Origin of the sequence: Nonomuraea sp. NPDC049637, from assembly GCF_040675235.1 — a bacterium.
GTDB lineage: Bacteria > Actinomycetota > Actinomycetes > Streptosporangiales > Streptosporangiaceae > Nonomuraea.
This window is the reverse complement of record NZ_JBFAOM010000015.1, coordinates 21,146-38,882: the sequence shown is the minus strand read 5'-3', so window position 1 is coordinate 38,882 and position 17,737 is coordinate 21,146. Positions and strand designations below refer to the sequence as shown.

Annotated in this window: 21 protein-coding genes and 1 tRNA gene; 9 read left to right on the top strand and 13 right to left on the bottom strand. The window is 72.2% G+C overall.

Annotated features, from left to right (window positions below):
* Positions 1–4: 4 nt before the first annotated feature.
* Positions 5–382: a hypothetical protein gene (locus tag AB0J71_RS21760; protein WP_352328541.1), complete on the bottom strand. Its 378-nt coding sequence runs from the start codon at positions 380–382 to the stop codon at positions 5–7.
* Positions 379–741: a hypothetical protein gene (locus AB0J71_RS21755; RefSeq protein ID WP_352328539.1), complete on the bottom strand. Its 363-nt coding sequence runs from the start codon at positions 739–741 to the stop codon at positions 379–381. The genes AB0J71_RS21760 and AB0J71_RS21755 overlap by 4 nt, the downstream gene beginning before the upstream one ends.
* A 79-nt stretch (positions 742–820) precedes the next feature.
* On the opposite strand from AB0J71_RS21755, the gene AB0J71_RS21750 reads away from it, so the two are divergent.
* Positions 821–1,315 (top strand): DUF523 domain-containing protein, encoded by a 495-nt coding sequence (locus AB0J71_RS21750; RefSeq protein ID WP_352328537.1) that lies wholly within the window; start codon positions 821–823, stop codon positions 1,313–1,315.
* On the opposite strand, the gene AB0J71_RS21745 is transcribed toward AB0J71_RS21750, so the two are convergent.
* Both AB0J71_RS21745 and AB0J71_RS21740 read right to left on the bottom strand, forming a co-directional pair.
* Positions 1,291–1,671 carry a hypothetical protein gene (locus AB0J71_RS21745; protein ID WP_352328535.1) on the bottom strand — a complete coding sequence of 127 codons (381 nt, stop codon included), beginning with the start codon at positions 1,669–1,671 and terminating at the stop codon, positions 1,291–1,293. The genes AB0J71_RS21750 and AB0J71_RS21745 overlap by 25 nt on opposite strands.
* Before the next feature lie 41 nt (positions 1,672–1,712).
* Complete coding sequence (locus AB0J71_RS21740; protein ID WP_364415685.1) at positions 1,713–2,312, bottom strand: TetR/AcrR family transcriptional regulator; 600 nt, start codon at positions 2,310–2,312, stop codon at positions 1,713–1,715.
* Positions 2,313–2,451: 139 nt separating this feature from the next.
* On the opposite strand from AB0J71_RS21740, the gene AB0J71_RS21735 reads away from it, so the two are divergent.
* The 4 genes from AB0J71_RS21735 (at position 2,452) to AB0J71_RS21720 (ending at position 6,612) form a co-directional block, all read left to right on the top strand.
* A complete protein-coding gene (locus AB0J71_RS21735) occupies positions 2,452–3,822 on the top strand; it encodes a Dyp-type peroxidase (protein WP_364415683.1) in 1,371 nt (456 codons plus the stop codon).
* 88 nt (positions 3,823–3,910) lie between these two features.
* On the top strand, positions 3,911–5,707 hold the full coding sequence (nhaA, locus tag AB0J71_RS21730) for a Na+/H+ antiporter NhaA (RefSeq protein WP_364415681.1): 1,797 nt from the start codon (positions 3,911–3,913) through the stop codon (positions 5,705–5,707).
* 38 nt (positions 5,708–5,745) lie between these two features.
* Positions 5,746–6,258, top strand: a complete 513-nt coding sequence (locus tag AB0J71_RS21725; RefSeq protein ID WP_364415679.1) for a hypothetical protein — start codon at positions 5,746–5,748, stop codon at positions 6,256–6,258.
* A 210-nt stretch (positions 6,259–6,468) separates the two neighbouring features.
* On the top strand, positions 6,469–6,612 hold the full coding sequence (locus AB0J71_RS21720; RefSeq protein WP_352325632.1) for a hypothetical protein: 144 nt from the start codon (positions 6,469–6,471) through the stop codon (positions 6,610–6,612).
* A gap of 14 nt (positions 6,613–6,626) precedes the next feature.
* On the opposite strand, the gene AB0J71_RS21715 is transcribed toward AB0J71_RS21720, so the two are convergent.
* Positions 6,627–7,082: a hypothetical protein gene (locus AB0J71_RS21715; RefSeq protein WP_352325633.1), complete on the bottom strand. Its 456-nt coding sequence runs from the start codon at positions 7,080–7,082 to the stop codon at positions 6,627–6,629.
* A gap of 45 nt (positions 7,083–7,127) precedes the next feature.
* On the opposite strand from AB0J71_RS21715, the gene AB0J71_RS21710 reads away from it, so the two are divergent.
* Entirely contained in the window at positions 7,128–8,099 is a 972-nt protein-coding gene (locus AB0J71_RS21710; RefSeq protein ID WP_352325634.1) for a YafY family protein, read from the top strand.
* Between the two features lie 179 nt (positions 8,100–8,278).
* Positions 8,279–8,761, top strand: a complete 483-nt coding sequence (locus AB0J71_RS21705) for a hemerythrin domain-containing protein (RefSeq protein ID WP_352325636.1) — start codon at positions 8,279–8,281, stop codon at positions 8,759–8,761.
* Between the two features lie 43 nt (positions 8,762–8,804).
* On the opposite strand, the gene AB0J71_RS21700 is transcribed toward AB0J71_RS21705, so the two are convergent.
* Positions 8,805–8,877, bottom strand: a tRNA-Ala gene (locus AB0J71_RS21700).
* A gap of 66 nt (positions 8,878–8,943) precedes the next feature.
* Entirely contained in the window at positions 8,944–9,855 is a 912-nt protein-coding gene (locus AB0J71_RS21695) for a TetR/AcrR family transcriptional regulator C-terminal domain-containing protein (RefSeq protein ID WP_364415676.1), read from the bottom strand.
* 155 nt (positions 9,856–10,010) lie between these two features.
* On the opposite strand from AB0J71_RS21695, the gene AB0J71_RS21690 reads away from it, so the two are divergent.
* On the top strand, positions 10,011–11,198 hold the full coding sequence (locus AB0J71_RS21690; protein ID WP_364415674.1) for an FAD-dependent monooxygenase: 1,188 nt from the start codon (positions 10,011–10,013) through the stop codon (positions 11,196–11,198).
* A gap of 47 nt (positions 11,199–11,245) precedes the next feature.
* Here the strand turns inward: AB0J71_RS21690 and AB0J71_RS21685 are convergent, their stop codons facing one another.
* The 3 genes from AB0J71_RS21685 to nadD all read right to left on the bottom strand — a co-directional run bounded on the left by AB0J71_RS21685 (position 11,246) and on the right by nadD (position 12,976).
* On the bottom strand, positions 11,246–11,875 hold the full coding sequence (locus tag AB0J71_RS21685) for a histidine phosphatase family protein (RefSeq protein WP_352325640.1): 630 nt from the start codon (positions 11,873–11,875) through the stop codon (positions 11,246–11,248).
* The gene (rsfS, locus tag AB0J71_RS21680; protein WP_125639389.1) at positions 11,872–12,267 is read right to left on the bottom strand and encodes a ribosome silencing factor; all 396 of its coding nucleotides are present in this window, start codon (positions 12,265–12,267) and stop codon (positions 11,872–11,874) included. The genes AB0J71_RS21685 and rsfS overlap by 4 nt, the downstream gene beginning before the upstream one ends.
* A gap of 91 nt (positions 12,268–12,358) precedes the next feature.
* Positions 12,359–12,976: a nicotinate-nucleotide adenylyltransferase gene (nadD, locus tag AB0J71_RS21675; protein WP_352325641.1), complete on the bottom strand. Its 618-nt coding sequence runs from the start codon at positions 12,974–12,976 to the stop codon at positions 12,359–12,361.
* Between the two features lie 87 nt (positions 12,977–13,063).
* Between nadD and AB0J71_RS21670 the strand changes: the two genes are divergently transcribed.
* Entirely contained in the window at positions 13,064–14,095 is a 1,032-nt protein-coding gene (locus AB0J71_RS21670; protein ID WP_352325643.1) for a M48 family metallopeptidase, read from the top strand.
* 21 nt (positions 14,096–14,116) lie between these two features.
* Here the strand turns inward: AB0J71_RS21670 and AB0J71_RS21665 are convergent, their stop codons facing one another.
* The 3 genes from AB0J71_RS21665 to AB0J71_RS21655 form a co-directional block, all read right to left on the bottom strand.
* A complete protein-coding gene (locus tag AB0J71_RS21665; protein ID WP_352325644.1) occupies positions 14,117–16,132 on the bottom strand; it encodes a protein kinase in 2,016 nt (671 codons plus the stop codon).
* A 91-nt stretch (positions 16,133–16,223) separates the two neighbouring features.
* Positions 16,224–16,400, bottom strand: a complete 177-nt coding sequence (locus AB0J71_RS21660; protein WP_352325645.1) for a hypothetical protein — start codon at positions 16,398–16,400, stop codon at positions 16,224–16,226.
* Between the two features lie 50 nt (positions 16,401–16,450).
* Positions 16,451–17,734 (bottom strand): glutamate-5-semialdehyde dehydrogenase, encoded by a 1,284-nt coding sequence (locus AB0J71_RS21655; RefSeq protein ID WP_352325646.1) that lies wholly within the window; start codon positions 17,732–17,734, stop codon positions 16,451–16,453.
* Positions 17,735–17,737 lie beyond the last annotated feature (3 nt).

Genomic DNA, 17,737 nt, shown 5'->3' with positions numbered 1-17,737 from the left:
GGCGTTAACGCCTGCGCAGCAGCCAGTAGAGACCCACGAAGGGCAGCACCAGCGGGACGAACAGGTAACCCTTGCCGTACGACGACCACACCGTGGCGTCGGGGAAAGCCGCCGGGTCGGCCACGCTCGCGGTGCCGATCAGCAGCACGCCGGCCAGCTCGATGACGAGCGCGCCGAGCGCGAGGCGGCGGGCGCCGCGCACGAGGGCGACGGTGAGCACGACGTAGACCAGCGCGGCGAAGGCCGACAGCGCGTAGGCCAGCGGCGCCTCGTCGAACCGGGTGGCGATCTGCACCGCCGCCCGCGCCCCGGCCGCCAGCGAGAACAGCCCGTAGACGGCGACCAGCGCGCGCCCGGGGCCGGTGCCGATCGGGGCGCTCACGCCACGCCCTGCCAGATCTGCAGCAGCCGCGCGTTCATCACCGCGATCGCGAACCCGGCCACGACCAGGATCGCCGTGCCCCACCGGCTGCGCTCGGCCAGCGCGAGGAACACCCCGGCGGGCGGGATGAGCACCTGACCGCCGATGTACCCGAACAGCGTGGCCTTCTCCGGCGGCCCCTCGCCGCCGCTCACCGCCGCGATCACGAATCCGGCCTGCACCAGAATGGCCACCTCCAGCACGGCGAAGCCGATCAGCAGGACCATGCCCATGGGGCGGTCGCGGACGGCGACGACCAGGCTCGCCAGCATGAGCAGCAGTGAGCCGACGATGACGATCGTGGCGACGGTGGTGTTCATCGGGACACAGGTTAGCGCCCGTGCAGGTCGCCCCCGCCGCCGTCCCGCTGGTGCCGATCGCGCTCATAGGATCGGGGACGTGCAGAGAATCCTCGTCAGCGCCTGCCTGATGGGCCGCCGGGTCCGCTACGACGGCGGCGCGAAGACCAGCGCCGACGCCCTGCTCGCGAGCTGGCGGGCGGAGGGCCGGCTGGTGGTCTTCTGCCCCGAGGTCGCGGGCGGGCTGCCCGTGCCGCGCCCGGCGGCCGAGATCGAGGGCGGCGCGGGCGGGGCGGCGGTGCTCTCCGGCGACGCCCGCGTGCTGGCGAGCGACGGCTCCGACGTGACGGCCGAGTTCGTGGCGGGGGCGCGGGCCGCGCTCGAGGCCGCCCGCTCGGCCGGGGCCCGGCTGGCCGTGCTCAAGGAGGGCAGTCCCTCGTGCGGGGCGCTGGCGATCCACGACGGCACGTTCGGCGGCCGTCGGGTGCCCGGCCAGGGGGTGACCACCGCCCTGCTCGAAGCGCACGGCGTCCGCGTGTTCACCGAGGACCAGCTGCCCGCGGCGGCCGATCACCTGCGCGATCTGGAGGCGTAGAAGGCCGCGGCCAGACCGGCGGCCAGCAGCACCGCCATCGTGTCGTGGAACCAGGTGCTCAGTGCCGTGGCCGCCGACGGGTGCAGGGCCAGCGCCAGGATGCCGATCAGCACGCCGCCCAGGGCGCCCGCATGGGTGTGGACCAGGCCGTCCCAGGCCCACCGGCGGCGGGTCAGCGCGCCGTGGCCGCCGGCGAGCAGGCCCAGGGCGCACAACGTCTCCACCACCACCGCGGGCGGCACGACCGGCTGGGACAGCGGGCCGACCGTGACGCCCGCGTGCAGCAGCGCGGCCCCGGCGAAGATCAGCGCGTAGGCCAGGGAGAGCACGCCGAGGGCTCTGCGCAGTGCGTCCATGGGCTACACGCTCGCATCGCGGGGGGCCGGCGGAATCGTCCTCAGGGAGAAGGCCGCGGTACGCCGCCCGTCGTAGCCAGCATGCGGCGGACGATCCGGATCACCTCGTCGATGGTCACCTGGGCGTCCTCGTCGGACTCGCAAGCCGCCACCTCGCGCCCGGCCTCGCCCATCACCGTGGTCAGCAGCACCACCAGCACGTTGCCCTCCGGCGTGTCCGCCAGGCCGAGCAGCCGCTTGTTGCCGCCGATCCACTCCCAGCCGCGCTGCCTGCGCAGCGTCGTGAATTCGGCGGGGCCGTCGTTCTCCAGGAACAGCCTGGCCACGTCGCGCTGCTCCCACGAGCCCTCCAGATAGGCGCGGGCGCCGGCCAGGAACCGTTCCTCGCCGGCGCCGGCGGTCGCCTTGGCCGCGCGGGAGGTGCGTTCCTCCTGTTCGCGCATGAACTGCTCCCACAGGGCGAGGAACAGGCCCGGCTTCCCGCCGAAATGGTGGTACAGGCTGCCGACGCTGATGCCCGACGTCTCGACGATGTCGGCGACGGTGGCCTCGGCGTACCCCTTGGCCAGGAAGACCTCGCGGGCCGCGCGCAGCAGCGTGTCGCGGGTGCCGCTGGAACGTCCCCAGCCCCGGTTCTTCATCCGGTCATTATGTACGGTCCGCCGGGTTTGATCAGGAAATCGAACTGACCTGATCAACGGAAACTTTCTCGCATTCCGGGGAGTCGTACAGATGCAGGGGGCCCGATTCATTTCGAAACGGGGAAAGGAATCGGCGACAATGACTGTCGACCTGAACAACGCACAACCCCTGGCCTGGGATTCGGCCAAGCTCGACGCGGACACCAAGGAGATGCTGGACAATCTCCAGCCCAACATTCTCCGCGCGCACGTGCGCGAGCACCTGTCCGTGCTGTTCGTCAGGTTCAACGACGTCGCCGCGGGAAAGGCGTTCCTGCGGCACATCGCCGTCACGAAGATGAAGTCCGCGCGCCGGCACCTTGAGGAGGTGCGCGAGTTCGGCGCGAACGGCCGGCGCGGCACGCCGTACGTCGGCATCGGCATCAGCAAGGCCGGCTACCGCGACCTCGGCCACTCCGTCGAGGACGTGCGCAGGTTCGGCGACAAGGCGTTCCGCGACGGCATGAAGCGGCGCGGCGCCGACCTGAACGACCCGCCGGTGACGGAGTGGGAGCCCGCCTACCAGCGGGAGATCCACGCCGTCATCCTCATCGGCGACGCCCGCCGGGACCGGGTCGAGGAACTGCGCGAGGAGATCCTGGGCGAGCTGCCGGAAAGCGCGCGGCTGCTCGGCGAGGAGACCGGCCAGGGCATGCGCAACCCGGCCGGCGACGGCATCGAGCACTTCGGGTACGTGGACGGCCGCAGCCAGCCGCTGTTCGTGCGGGACGAGGTGGACAAGGAGCCGAAGGAGCACTGGGACCCCGCCTTCCCGCTCTCCAACATCCTGGTCGCCGACCCCTTCGCGCCGCACCCGGAGCGGCATTTCGGCAGCTACCTGGTCTTCAGGAAGCTGGAGCAGAACGTACGGGCGTTCAAGGAGATCGAGCAGGACCTGGCCGACGCCCTCGGCCTGCTCGGCGCCGACCGCGACCGCGCGGGCGCCATGCTCGTCGGCCGCTTCAAGGACGGCACCCCCGTCACGCTCAAGCAGAAGCCGGGCGGGGGCCCGGTGGCCAACGACTTCACCTTCGACGACGACCCGGGCTCGAAGTGCCCCTTCAGCGGGCACATCAGGAAGACCAACCCGCGGTCGTTCGGCCGTGAGGTGCTCATGGCCCGCCGGGGCCAGACCTACGGCGACCGCACCGACGACCCCTGGGACGACTCCCCGCCCGGCAGCCGCCCGAGCGGCGAGGTCGGCCTGCTGTTCATGGCGTTCAACAGCAGCCTGCTCGCCCAGTTCGAGTTCACGCAGCAGAGCTGGGCGAACAACGAGGACTTCCTGAACCCGGCGACCGGCCACGACCCGCTCATCGGGCAGGGAGCCCGCGAGGCCAAGGTGAGCTGGCCGAAGGCGTGGGGCCGGGCCGAGCAGTCGGCCCCGCAGGCCCAGGTGGCCCAGACGATCACGATGAAGGGCGGCGAGTACTTCTTCGCGCCGTCCCTGGCCTATCTCCGCAATCTGTGACACCCCCGGGCCCGGCGGGAACCCCGCGCCGGGCCCGGCCGCCGCCGGGACGGGTTCTAAGATCGGATCTCCGGGGGGAGATCTGACGATGTTGCGGGCGTTCTTCAAGACCGAGGCGGGCAGCACGAGCGTGCTGCTCGTGGCCACCGCCCTGGCCATGGTCTGGGCCAACTCGCCGTGGGCCGGCACCTACGAGTCGTTCTGGCACCTGCCCATGGGCATCTCGTTCGGCGACGCGGTGTTCTCCCTCGACCTGCGCCACTGGGTCAACGACGGCCTGATGAGCGTGTTCTTCTTCCTGATCGGCCTGGAGGTCTCCTACGAGGTGCGGCTCGGGCAGCTAAGGGACCGGCGGCTGATCGCCGTCCCGGCCGTGGCGGCGCTCGGCGGCATGCTCGTGCCCGCCGGCGTCTACCTCGCGCTCAACCTCGGCGGCCCCGGCGCGGGCGGGTGGGGTGTGCCGATCGCCACCGACACCGCGTTCGTGCTGGGCGTGCTGGCCGTCGTCGGGGCGCGCTGTCCCGACCCGCTGCGGGCGTTCCTGCTGACGCTGGCCATCGTGGACGACGTGCTGGCCATCATGATCATCGCGATCTTCTACACGGCCAGCCTCCAGCTCACCGCGCTCGTCGTGGCCGTCGTGCTGCTGGCGGCGATCGTGCTGCTGCGCTGGCTGAAGATCTGGCGGGCGCCGGCCTACATCGCGCTCGGGTTCGGGTTGTGGGTCGCGACGCTGGAGAGCGGCATCCATCCGACGCTCGTGGGCATCGCGCTCGGCGTCCTCGTGTTCGTCTACGCCCCCAGCGACCAGAAGCTGCTGCTGGCGGGCGAGGCCGTCCAGGAGTTCACCACCGAGCCGAGCGCGCGGGCCGCCAGGGAGGCCTCGCGGCGCGTGCAGCGTGCCGTCTCGGTCAACGAACGCCTCCAGCTCCGCCTGCATCCCTGGAGCAGCTACGTGATCGTGCCGGTATTCGCCCTGGCCAACGCCGGGGTGCGGCTCGACGGCGAGACCCTGCGGGCGGCGCTGACCTCGCCGATCTCGCTCGGCATCGCGCTGGGGCTGCTGCTCGGGAAGTTCGCCGGGATCTCGCTCGGCACGTGGCTGCCGCTGCGGTTCGGCTGGGGCATCCTGCCGGGGAACCTGGTGTGGGGGCAGCTGCTGGGCGGCGCGGCGGTGTCCGGCATCGGGTTCACGGTGGCGCTGTTCATCGTCGACCTGGCCTTCGACGACCCGGCGATCCAGAGCCAGGCCAAGATCGGCATCCTGGCCGGGTCGTTGTTGTCCGCCGCGCTGGGCTGGGTGGTCTTCCGGCTGGCCTGGGACCGGGGCGGCGTCTGCGCGCCGCCCGAGGCCGAGCCCGACGAGGAGCTGCCCGACGTGCTGTCGGTGCCGGTCGGCCCCGACGACCACGTACGGGGTCCGGCGACCGCGAAGGTGACCATCGTCGAGTACGGCGACTTCGAGTGCCCCTACTGCGGCCGCCTCCACCCCGTCCTGGACGAGATCCTGCGCCGGAACCCCGACGTCCGGCTGGTCTTCCGGCACTTCCCGATCCGGACGCTGCACCCGCGGGCCGCCTCCGCCGCCATCGTCTCCGAGGCCGCCGCCGACCGGGGCCGGTTCTGGGAGATGCACGACATCCTCTACGACAACCAGCGTTTCCTCACCGACGCCGACCTCGAACACTACGCCGCCGAACTCGACGTCGACCCCTGGGCGGACGTGGCCGGGCACGCCTCCCGCATCGCGCTCGACGAGGCGTCGGGCAAGGAGAGCGGCGTGCGCGGCACCCCGACCCTGTTCCTGAACGGCCGCCGGCACAAGGGCGGCCTCGACCTGCAGTCGATCAGCCGTGCGGTGGAAGAACTGCGCGGATCCCCGTAACGTCCCCCGAGTCCTCCCTTCTGGCTGGAGTCGCCCCCATGAGTTTCCTCAACATGCTCACGAACCTGCTGCCCGCCCTCGTCACCGCGCTGCTGCTGGTGGTGGGCATCGTCCTGATCGGGATGAACCGCCGGCACGTGGGCCGCGCGGCCACCCTCGGCATGTCGGGCTGCGGCCTGCTGCTGATCGGCACGCTGATCAACCTGGTGCTGAGCATCCTGACCCAGACGCTGATCGAGTCGTACGGCTCCAGCATGCTCGCCGCCCTGCCGTTCGCCTACCTCGTCTCCTCGCTCTTCCACCTGGCCGGCATCGGGCTGCTGATCTGGGCCGTCGTCGCGCGCCGCGCCGCCCCCCGGCAGGAGCGGCCGCAGGGCCCCGGCTGGCAGCAGCCCCCGCAGCCGTACCACCAGCCCTACCAGCAGCCCGGCCCCCAGGGCGGCCCCCAGCCCGGCCCGCAGGGCGGCCCCCAGGGCGGTCCGCAGGGCGGCCCCCAGGGCGGCTGGCAGCCGCCGCAGCCGCCCTACGGGGGAGATCAGAACGGTTACTGAGCCTTCCGACGTCTGGACCGCGTTTCACCGGCAAGTATGACAATGTCGATGAAACCCACCTCCAGAGCCGCGTCTGAGGGGATCATGAAGCGAGAGCCGCAGGATCCGGACCCGAACCGGACCGTCCGACATCGCGTCCCGCACCCGGAGCACCCCCCGCAGGGTCCCCCGGAAGCGCCGTACACGCAGAGCCTGCCCTACACCCCCGACATGCTCCCCGACGTCCCCCTGTACGAGGCCACGCCGCCCCCGAAGTCGGCCTGGCGGTGGGTGGTCCTGGTGGGCGGGCTCCTGCTGCTGGTCGCGGTGCTGGCCGTGGCCACGGTCCTGTGGGTGCGCGGCCAGGCGTCCTGAGGCCGGGACGAAGCTCAGGACGCCCGGGTGAAGTCCATCGTCCAGTTGGTCTCCCACGTCTGGCCGTCGTCCGCCGAGAAGGCCTGTTCCCACCTGGCCCGGCGCTCGTCGGCGACGGTCCAGACGAACCGGCAGCGCACCGGCCGGCCCTCGTGGGTCTCCTCGCCGTGGAACTCGCCCCGGTTCCCGGTGAAGGCGCCCACCATGGGCCGGGTGTCCAGCGTGCCGGTCGCGCTGCTGGCCCAGTAGATCGACCACTGCCTTGTGGCGGGGTGGTAGAGGCGCACGGTCATCCCGTACCGGCCCTTGGTGGGGAAGGCGATCTCGTCGAAGCTGGCCGCGCCGTCGAAGTGCCGGGTGGCGACCGAGCGGCCGGGGAACTCGTCCCATTCGTCGCTGCCGGTGAGCGGCTTGAGCAGCCTGCGGTTCACCACGTCCCACGTGCCGGCGAGGAAGTCGAAGTCGTTCATGCGGCGAACGTACGGCCGGGTCACTGACATGTAGTGTCAGTGACCGTGCGCGCCTCCCGCCTGGTCTCGATCCTGCTGCTGTTGCAGACGCGCGGCCGCATGACGGCCCACGACCTCGCCGAGCGCCTGGAGGTCTCCGTCCGGACCATCTACCGCGACATGGAGTCCCTGCACGCCGCCGGCATCCCGCTCTACGGCGACGCCGGGCCCAACGGCGGCTACCAGCTCCTCGACGGCTACCGCACCCGGCTCACCGGGCTGACCACCGACGAGGCCGAGTCGTTGTTCCTGGCCGGGCTGCCGGGCCCGGCGGCCGAGCTGGGCCTCGGCGCGGTGGTGACGGCCGCCCAGCTCAAGCTGATGGCCGCGCTGCCCGTCGAGCTGCGCGACCGCGCGGGCCGCATCCAGGAACGGTTCCATCTCGACGCGCCCTCCTGGTACCGGGACGCCGAGCCGGTCACGTACCTGCCGGCCGTGGCCGACGCCGTGTGGAACGAGCGGCCCGTCCAGGTCACCTACCGGCGGTGGAAGGCGCCGCAGGAGGTGGAACGGCGGCTGGAGCCGTACGGGCTGGTGGTCAAGGCGGGCCGCTGGTACCTGGTCGCGCGCTGCGGCGAGCACGTACGCACCTACCGCGTCTCCCAGATCCTCGACCTGCACGCGCTCCCTGAGACGTTCGCCAGGCCGGACGACTTCTCCCTGGCGGCGTACTGGCAGGGTTACCTGGCCGAGTTCGAGGCCAGGCTGCGGCGCGGCGAGGCGGTGGTGCGGCTGTCGCCGCGCGGCCTGGAACGCCTGCCCGACCTCATGACGCCCGGCGTCGCTGCGGCCGCCCGGGAGACCGCCGAGCCGCCGGACGCCGACGGCTGGACGCGGGTCACCCTGCCGATCGAGTCGCACGACCACGCGCTCGGCGAGTTCCTGCGCCTCGGCACCGACGTCGAGGTGCTGTCCCCGCCCGCGCTGCGCGAGGCCCTGGGCGCGACGGCGGCGGAGCTGGCCCGGCGCTACGCCTGACCCGAAAGCTTCACGCCTCCTCTCCCGCCCTCCGAGCGCCTGCCGGGGGGCACCGCTCCAGGGCCGGGCCTCCTCGGGGCTCGGCCCGCCGAGTTGATTCGCCGCGAAAAGCATGATCTGATCCCTGATCAGCGTCGCAGTGCACCCGGCCAGGAGACCGCCGCGGGCATGGAGGCGCCGTGACATCGGACACGACCATGAACGACTTCCCCGAGCCGGCCCGCCGTCTGGCGGCCTTCGGCAACCAGCTGATCGACGTGCACCTCCGGCTCCGCGAAGAGCTGGCCAGGCTGCGCGATACCGCCGGCCGCGGCGGTTCGCTGCGCGACCTGCGCACCCACTGCCTGACCTTCTGCTCGGCGATCACCACCCACCACACCGGCGAGGACGCCACGGCCTTCCCGGTGCTCGCCGCCGAGTTCCCCGAACTGCGGCCCGTCCTTGAGGAACTGCGCCGGGACCACGAGCAGGTGGCCGCCATCCTGCGCGACCTGGAAACCCTGCTGAGCGCCGACGCACCGGGCCCCCGTGACGTGCGCACCGAGCTGGACGGCCTGTCGGCCCTGCTGGAATCGCACTTCGTCTACGAGGAGAAGCGGATCGTCGCCGCCCTCAACGCCCTGCCCGCCACGACGTGGAGCGCTCCGGCGTTCCTGGACTGACGGGCGGCCGAGCCTGACGCTCGAACCAGGGAAACAATCTGTGTGGAGCTATGGGGATTCGAACCCCAGACCTCCTCCATGCCATGGAGGCGCGCTACCAACTGCGCCATAGCCCCTGGTCACCGCTGCGGGATCACCCGTTGCGGCGCTCCGAGAGCATATAGCCATCCGCGCCCTTTCGCCTAATCGCCCGGCCGCCGTCCGCCCTGCGCCCGTGCCACCAGGACGGCGAGCCCGTCGAGCTGCCTGCGGAGCCCGAACTCGAAGACGGAGTCCAGGTCCAGATCCACCCCGGGATCCGTGACCACCCTCGCCAGAGTCGGGAAGGCGCCGGAGGCGAACAACTGCGCCATCTCCCCTTCGTGCTCGCTCAGCCAGTCGTCCTCGGTCACCCCGGTCTCGGTACGCGCCTGCAGCTCCGCCTCCAGGGTCACGGCGGTGCCCCGGACGAAGTTCACCAGGGACACGACGGCGTGCAGCATGACGCCGGCGTCGAGGCCGAGCCCGTCCAGGGCCCGCAGCAGCCGTTCGGTGGACGCCATGCCGTTGCGCACGAGCTGCGGCCGGGTCAGCGAGACCGCCTGCGCCAGCCACGGATGCCGCAGGTGCACCCGCCACAGCTGCCGCAGCTCCAGCTCCAGCCGGGCCCGCCAGCCACGCGGGGGCTGCCCGGCGGGCGGCTCCTCGCCGTAGACCGCGTCGATCATGAGCCGGACGAGCTCGTCCTTGCCCGCCACATGCCGGTACAGGGACATGGCCGAGGCGTCGAGCTCGGCGGCCAGGCGGCGCATCGACACCGCGGCCAGCCCCTCCCGGTCGGCGACCCTGATCGCCTCGCGCACGACGCGCCGCGCGGTGAGGTCCTGCGCCGCCCGCCGCACGGGCCCGGCGACGACGGTCCCGACCCCGGGCACGGCCCGCGTGAGCCCTTCCTCGCGCAACCTGCCGAGGGCCCTGGTCGCGGTGGCCATCGCCACGCCCCACTCCCGGATGATCTGCCGGGTCGAGGGCACTTTGTCCCCCGGCGCCAGCTCGCCGGCGTCGATGCGGTCGCGCAGCTCCTCCGCGATCCGCAGATATACGGGCCGATCCACGGCCACCCCTTCCGCAGCACTAGTGCACCGGGCTCGCCGCACCCGCCGGACCCTCCGCGCCGCACTAGTGCGCCGGGCGACCCTCTTGCCTGCCGGCAAACCCGAACCTACGGTACGCGTACGACGTACATGGCGCACTACCAAGGGAGGCAACCGTGCAGACCGTCCTCATCTCCGGCGGCGGCGTCGCCGGGCCCACGCTCGCCCACTGGCTGGCCCGCCACGGGTTCCGGCCGACCGTCGTCGAACGCGCCCCCGCCCTGCGAACCGGCGGCCAGGCCGTCGACTTCCGCGGCGCCCCGCAGCTGGAGGTCCTGAAGCGCATGGACGTGCTGGACCCGATCAGGGCGGCCCAGACCGGCATGGGCGACATCGCCATCGTCGACGGCGGCGGCAGACGGCTGGCCAGGCTGCCGTCGGAGGTGTTCAGCGGCGACGTGGAGATCCTGCGCGGCGACCTGACCCGCATCCTGAACGAGGCCGCCCCCGCCGAACGCCTCCTCGGCGACTCGATCACCTCCCTGACCGAACACCCCGACGGCGTGCACGTGACCTTCGAAAAGGCCGCACCCCGCACGTTCGACCTGGTCGTCGGCGCGGACGGCATCCGCAGCAAGGTGCGCGAGCTGGCCTTCCCGGCCGCTCCCCTGCGCCATCTCGGCTTCTACGGCGCCGTCTTCTCCGTCCCCGGCACGTACGGGCTGGACCACGACGGCCTGATGCACAACGTGCCGGGCCGCTGCGCCACCATCGTCCGGACGAACGGCCGGACCAGGGCCTCGCTCGACTTCGCCACGCCCCCGCTCGACGTCGGCCACCGCGACCAGGCGGCGCAGCGGGCCCTGGTGGCGCGGGCGTTCCGGGGAGTGGGCTGGCAGGTCCCGTCCCTGCTGGCGGCCATGGACAGTGCCGAGGACTTCTACTTCTGGCAGGCCGCCCAGGTCGTGCTGCCCCGGTGGTCGTCCGGCCGGGTGGCGCTGGTCGGCGACGCCGGGTACGCCCCCGGCCCCGGCGGCATGGGCACGGGGCTCGGGATGATCGGCGCGTACGTGCTGGCCGCCGAGCTGGCCATGGCCCCCGGCGACCACAACGCCGCCTTCGACGCCTACGAGCGGCGGATGAGACCGTACGTCGAGGTGTGCCAGAAGCAGGCCGAGGGGGCCGACAAATACCTCGTGCCGGGCACGCGGATGCGGATCCGGCTGCGGAACCAGATGATGCGCATGCTGCCGTACCTGCCGGGCAAGGGCATGGTCAAGCGGATGACGGACAAGGCCGCGAGCGCCGTCACGCTGCCGGACCTTCCCGGGCAGGGCGCTCGCCGCCCCGCGCAGCCGGCCTGAGCCGACCGCCCTGAGCCGGCCTGAGCCGACCGCCCTGAGCCGGTCGGCTACGCCTGCGCGTCAGGACGGTCGTCGCTGCTGATGGGCTCGGGCAGGGTGCCCGCGTTGTGTTCGAGCAGCCGCCAGCCCTGGCGGCCCTCCTGCAGCACCGACCAGGAGCAGTTGCCCAGCCCGCCCAGCGCCGGCCACAGCTCCTCGGGCAGGCCGAGCAGCTCGCAGATGCCGAGCCGCAGCGCGGCGCCGTGCGAGGCGACGACCAGGAGCCCGTCGTCGTCGAGCTTGGCCGCCCACTTGCGCATGGAGGCGGCCACCCGGGTCGCGACCTCCGAGACGGGCTCGCCGTCGGGGGCCTCCCAGGCGACGTACTCCTCGGGCCAGCGCGCGGCGATCTCGTCGCGCGTCAGCCCCTCCCACTGACCGCCGCCGCGTTCGCGGAAGTCCTTGTCGACGGTGACGTCGAGCCCCACGAGCCTGCCGAGCGCCAGGGCCGTGTCATGGGCGCGCTGGAGGTCGGAGGAGACGATGAGGGTGGGCCGCAGCGAGGCCAGCAGCGAGGCGGCCCTGGCCGCCTGCGCGACGCCGGTCTCGTCGAGCGGGATGTCGGAGTGGCCCTGGAAGCGGTGCTCCACGTTCCACAGGGTCTGTCCGTGGCGGAGGCAGACGATCCGCCTGCTCAACTGCGGGCCCGCTGCATGTTGGCGAGCATGACGCTCTCCGGCAGGCCGATCGCCGGGCAGTCCTTCCACAGGCGCTCGAGCGCGTAGAACGTGCGGTCTTCCTCATGCTGGACGTGCACGACGATGTCGATGTAGTCGAGCAGCACCCAGCGGCCCTCGCGCTCGCCCTCGCGGCGCACGGGCTTGGCGTCGGCCTCGGTGCGCAGCCGGTCTTCGATCTCGTCGACGATGGCGCGGACCTGGCGGTCGTTGGTGGCGGAGCAGAGCAGGAAGGCGTCGGTGATGACGAGCTGCTCGCTCACGTCGTAGGCGAGGATGTCATCGGCCAGCTTGTCGGCCGCGGCCTCGGCGGCGATCTGGACGAGCTGAACGGATCTGTCGGATGCGGTCACGATGCGGGTCTGTCCTCCTGTGTCGGCAGCATGCCCATGTATCGAGGGTACCCTTCCAGGCCGAAACCCCTCACCCACGGCGCGGAGAGCTTCAGCCTTCCCCGTGATACAACCCTCGTTTGTTGATGTACTGCACGATCCCGTCCGGCACCAGATACCAGATCGGCTCCCCCTTGGCCACCCGCTGACGGCACTCCGACGACGAGATGGCCAGCGCGGGGATCTCCAGCAGGGTCACCCTGCCCTCGGGCAGCCCGGGATCGTGCAACGTGTGCCCGGGGCGGGTGCAGCCCACGAAGTGCGCCAGCTCGAACAGCTCCTCGGCGTCCTGCCAGCCCAGGATCGCGCCGAGCGCGTCGGCGCCGGTGATGAAGAACAGGTCCACCTGCGGGCCGTAGACGTTCGAGATGTCCCGCAGCGTGTCGATGGTGAAGGTGGGGCCGGGGCGGTCGACGTCCACCCTGCTCACGGAGAAGCGGGGGTTGGAGGCCGTGGCGATGACCGTCATCAGATAGCGGTCCTCGGGCGCCGACACCTCGCGTCCGGACTTCTGGTACGGCCGCCCGGTCGGCACGAACACGACCTCGTCGAGGTCGAAGTGATGGGCGACCTCGCTTGCTGCGACCAGGTGGCCGTGGTGGATGGGATCGAAGGTCCCGCCCATCACACCCACCCGCCGCTTCCCCTGGACACCAGGCGCGTTCATCATGTGTCGGACCCTACGCGGACGCGGTACCCGAACATGACGGCACCCCCCTTGGTGATGTCCGCGCATCGCATCCATTGCGGACGTAGCATGCCGGGCATGACGACCACCCCGGACCGCAACCGCGTCCAACTGCCCGGCATCTCGTCCCGAGCCTACGAACACCCCGCAGACCGGTCCGCCCTGGTCGCTCTGCGTAAGTTGAGTGGGTTCGACACGGTTCTCAAGCAGATGTCCGGTCTTGTGAGTGAGCGCCGCCTTCGCCTGATGTACCTGGCGTCGTCCGTGCGCGTCAGCGAGACCCAGTTCCGCTCCCTGTACGACATGGGGCGCGACGCGGCCTACATCCTCGACCTGCACCGCATCCCGGAGATCTACGTCCAGCAGGACCCGCACGTCCAGGCCAAGGCCATCGGCTTCGACGACCCGTTCATCGTCGTCACCACCGGCCTGCTCAACCTCATGGACGAGGAGGAGCAGCGCTTCGTCATCGGCCACGAGACCTCGCACATCCTGTCGGGTCACGCGGTCTACCGGACGATGCTCGACATCCTCACCCGCCTGGCCACCCGCGTCGCGTGGATCCCGCTCGGCTACATCGGGTTGCGCGCGATCGTCGCGGGCCTGGAGGAGTGGTACCGCAAGTCGGAGCTCTCCTCCGACCGCGGCGGCCTGCTGACCGCCCAGAACCCCGATTCGGCCAAGCGCGCCCTGATGAAGCTCGCCGGCGGCGCCTACACCCACGAAATGAACATCGAGGCGTTCCTGGCGCAGTACCAGGAGTACGACACCGCGGGCGACCTGCGCGACGGCTTCCTCAAGGTGCTCAACCTGCTCGGCACCACCCACCCGTTCGCCGTGGTGCGCGTCGCCGAGCTCGACAAGTGGCAGCGCAGCGGCGAGTACGACCGCATCATCGGCGGCGACTACCCGCGCCGGGAGGACGACGCCAACGCCCGCGTCACCGACGAGATCAAGGCCGCGGCCGAGTCCTACCGCGCCTCCTGGTCCCAGTCGCAGGACCCGTTCATCGGCGTGCTGCGCGACGTGGCCGAAGGAGCGGTCAACGCGGGCGAGCGCATCTTCAACCGCTTCTCACGCCGCGACGGCGGCCAGGGCTGACCGGCCGGCCGTCCTCGCCGCCTACAGCAGGAGGGCGATCGCGCGCACGGCGGCCGCGCACAGGGCGACGAACCCGCCCAGCACGGCCAGTGCGCGCAGCCCTTCCCTGCGCAACTCCGGCAGCTTGCCGCCGATCCGCTCGATCTCGCGCCCGGTGATACCGCCGCACAACATGCCGAACACCACCGCCGCGACCGTCACGGGCGCCGGCTGCTGCCACCAGTCGGAGTCGATCTGACCGCCGCCGGTCACCCAGAGCGCACCGCCCGACGCCACCGCGACGGGCACTCCCGGCCACACCACGGCGGTCGCCGCCGCCCCGGTCAGCGCGAACGGGAACAGCAACACGCGCAGCGCGATCCGCATGCGACGCGCGCTGCGCTTCCTGACCAGCCAATGACTCATCCAGAGCGTCCTGGTCAGCACCACGAACGCCGTCGTGATGGCGATCGAGGCGATCGGCCAGATCACCGACGTCACCACGCACGGCACCGCCAGCACCGCGAGCAGCAGCAGAGCCGTGTTGCCTGCGGGCAGCGTGGTCGGCGCCTCGCCCCTGAGCCTGGCCCGCCGTCCGTCCTGTGACCTGCTCCGCACGGCCGCCGTCGCCCGCGCGCGCGGGCCCGTCTTGGGGTCGGCGCCGGTCCTGGTCCGGGGCGTGGCGGCCTTGCCGTCGGTGTTCGTCCTGCTCCGCGGCGGCGGAACCGCGCCGTCGGCCCTGACCCGCGTCCCGTCGGCGCCGGTCCTGGCCCGCGTTCCCTCCGTGCCGGTGCGGGTCCGCGTTCCTTCTGTGCCGGTGCGGGGGCGGGTGCCCTCCGTGCCGGTCCTGGCGCGGGTGGCCTCCGTTCCCGGCCTCGGGCGGGGGCCGGAGGCCGGTCCGTCGGCGCCCGTCCTGGTGCGCGCTCCGGGGGTCGCGCCGTCCGTGCCCGGCCTGGGGCGCGCGGCCGAGGCGGCGCCGTCGGCCCGGCTCCGCGCGGCGGGCGGTTCCGTACGGTTGCGCGCCGTGGGCGGTTCCGTCCGGTTCCTGGGGACGGGCGTCTTCCCGTCCACGCCGGTACGCGTACGCGGCACGGGCGTCTTCCCGTCCGCGCCCGTACGGCCGCGCGGCACGGGCGTCTTGCCCTCCGTGCCGGCCCGGCCGCGGGGCGCGGGGACCTCGGCAGTCGCGCCGTTCGCCCGGCTTCGTGCGCTCTCGCCCCTGGACGCCTCCTCGGCGGCCGCGGGCGCGTCGCCGTCGGGCCCGTTGGTGGCCTTGGCCAGCCGGGACAGCCGGTCGGCCAGCAACGCCGCGGTGGGCCGCTTGCCGGGCTCCCGGTTGAGCGCCGCCCGCACCAGCGGCAGCAGCGCCACCGGCACGCCCTTGAGGTCGGCCTGCCCGTTCAGCACCGCGTACATCTGCGCCTCGGCCGTGCCGCGCCCGAACGTGGGCCGCCCGGTCGCCGCGAACGCCACCGTCGCGGCCCAGGCGTGCACGTCGGCGGGCGAGTCGACCTGCTCGTCGGCGAAGATCTCCGGCGCGGTGTAGCCCGGCGTGCCGAGGAACGTGCCCGTCATGGTGAGCCGGGTCGCGTCGAGCACCTGCGCGATGCCGAAGTCGATGAGGACCGGCCCCTCGGCGCCCATGATGATGTTGCCCGGCTTCAGGTCGCGGTGCACGACCCCGGCCGCGTGGATGATGGCCAGCGCCGCGGCGATGCCCTGCGCCATGTGCACGAGCTGGCCCAGGTCGAGCGGCCCGCTCTGGCGTACGCGCTCCAGCAGCGTGACGCCCTCGATGTGCTCCATGACCAGGTAGGGCCGGGCACAGCTCAGGTCGGCGTCGAGCACCTTGGCCACGTAGGGGCTCTCGACCCTGCGCAGCGCGCGCACCTCGCGCTCCAGTCTGACCCGGGACATCTCGTCCTCGGCCAGGTCGTGGAGGACCTTGAGTGCGACCTGCTCGCCACGGCGGGTGGTGGCGAGGTAGACCTCGCCCATGCCGCCTCGGCCGAGCCGCTCGACCAGGCTGTACGGCCCGACCTTGCCGAGCTTGCTCACCGTCCCTCCCCGCCCGGCGCGCCCATAAGGGACACAACCCTAGCGCTGGGACGACAGTTGACGCCCGCGGCGCGCCGGAGCCGTTGAACCTTTATCGGGGTGAACGGTCGGAGAGCATGCTGTCGAGCTCGGCCGTGGGTTCCTCGGCCAGGGGCTTGCGACCCTTCCTGCGCCAGTTGACGTGACCGCGGCTCTCCAGCCAGAGCAGCAGACGGTCGGCGCCGAACAGCACCGCGGCCGAGAAGACAAGGGCGACGACAATTTCCATGACCCCCAGTCAACCCAGGCCGCGGGCCGCCGGTCAGCCCGACACGCCGACTAACCGCAAGCCGGTCCGGGCACCACGGTGCCTTCTGACGTGCGCAGATGCCCTTCTCCCGTATAGATCCACTTGGTGGAGGTCAGCTCCGGCAGGCCCATCGGGCCACGCGCGTGCAGCTTCTGCGTGGAAATGCCGATCTCCGCGCCGAACCCGAACTCGCCGCCGTCGGTGAACCTGGTCGAGGCGTTCACCGCCACGGCCGCGGAGTCCACGAGCGAGACGAAGCGGCGGGCGGCCGGCTGCGACCGGGTGACGATCGCGTCGGTGTGCCCGGAGCCGTAGCGCCGGATGTGGGCCACGGCCTCCTCCAGCGAGCCGACGACGGCGGCGGCGATGTCGAGCGACAGGTATTCGGCGGCGAAGTCGTCGTCGGTGGCCGGCACGACCTCGCCGTAACCGGCGATGCGCTCGTCGCCGTGGACCGTCACCCCGGCCTCGGCCAGCGCCCGCAGCGCCCTCGGCACGAACGCGTCGGCGACCCCCTCGTGGACGAGGAACGTCTCGGCCGCGTTGCACACCGACGGCCGCTGCGCCTTGGAGTTGACCAGGATCTGCACGGCCAGGTCGAGATCGGCCTCCGCGTCGACGTAGACGTGGCAGTTGCCGACGCCGGTCTCGATCACCGGGACCGTGGACTCCTCGACCACCGAGTTGATCAGCGCCGCGCCGCCGCGCGGGATCAGCACGTCTACCAGCCCGCGGGCGCGCATCAGCTCCTTGACCGACTCCCGCGTCGTACCGGGCACCAGCTGCACCGCCCCGGCCGGCACCTGCGTGCCCGCGAGCGCGTCCTGCATGATCCGCACCAGCGCCGTGTTGGACGAGTAGGCGCTCGACGAGCCTCTGAGCAGCACCGCGTTGCCGCTCTTGAGGCAGAGCGCGGCGGCGTCGACCGTGACGTTGGGACGCCCCTCGTAGATGATGCCGATCACGCCCAGCGGCACCCTGAGCTGCCGCAGCTCCAGCCCGTTGGGCAGCGTGCTGCCCCGGACGACCTCACCGACCGGGTCGGGCAGGTCGGCCACCTGCCGCACGGCCTCGGCGATGGCCTCGATCCTGGCCTCGTCGAGCCGCAGCCGGTCGATCATCGCCTCGGACGTGCCCTGGGCGCGCGCCCGCTCGACGTCTTCGGCGTTGGCCTCGACGATCTCGGCCGCGTGCGCGACCAGGGCGTCGGCGATCACCCGCAACGCCCGGTCCTTGGGCGCCCGCGGCAGCGGGGCCAGCTCGGCGGCGGCCTCTCGTGCCGCGCGGGCGACCTTCAGGAACTCCTCGGACATCGC

Excerpts from the sequence above, each read along its gene's own strand:
- nadD (WP_352325641.1), bottom strand. The coding sequence starts at position 12,976 with ATGATGAACGCGCCTGGTGTCCAGGGGAAGCGGCGGGTGGGTGTGATG.
- AB0J71_RS21735 (WP_364415683.1), top strand. The coding sequence starts at position 2,452 with ATGACTGTCGACCTGAACAACGCACAACCCCTGGCCTGGGATTCGGCC.
- AB0J71_RS21725 (WP_364415679.1), top strand. The coding sequence starts at position 5,746 with ATGAGTTTCCTCAACATGCTCACGAACCTGCTGCCCGCCCTCGTCACC.
- AB0J71_RS21660 (WP_352325645.1), bottom strand. The coding sequence starts at position 16,400 with ATGGAAATTGTCGTCGCCCTTGTCTTCTCGGCCGCGGTGCTGTTCGGC.
- AB0J71_RS21740 (WP_364415685.1), bottom strand. The coding sequence starts at position 2,312 with ATGAAGAACCGGGGCTGGGGACGTTCCAGCGGCACCCGCGACACGCTG.
- AB0J71_RS21720 (WP_352325632.1), top strand. The coding sequence starts at position 6,469 with ATGCTCCCCGACGTCCCCCTGTACGAGGCCACGCCGCCCCCGAAGTCG.
- AB0J71_RS21755 (WP_352328539.1), bottom strand. The coding sequence starts at position 741 with ATGAACACCACCGTCGCCACGATCGTCATCGTCGGCTCACTGCTGCTC.
- AB0J71_RS21745 (WP_352328535.1), bottom strand. The coding sequence starts at position 1,671 with ATGGACGCACTGCGCAGAGCCCTCGGCGTGCTCTCCCTGGCCTACGCG.
- AB0J71_RS21655 (WP_352325646.1), bottom strand. The coding sequence starts at position 17,734 with ATGTCCGAGGAGTTCCTGAAGGTCGCCCGCGCGGCACGAGAGGCCGCC.
- AB0J71_RS21715 (WP_352325633.1), bottom strand. The coding sequence starts at position 7,082 with ATGAACGACTTCGACTTCCTCGCCGGCACGTGGGACGTGGTGAACCGC.
- nhaA (WP_364415681.1), top strand. The coding sequence starts at position 3,911 with ATGTTGCGGGCGTTCTTCAAGACCGAGGCGGGCAGCACGAGCGTGCTG.
- AB0J71_RS21670 (WP_352325643.1), top strand. The coding sequence starts at position 13,064 with ATGCCGGGCATGACGACCACCCCGGACCGCAACCGCGTCCAACTGCCC.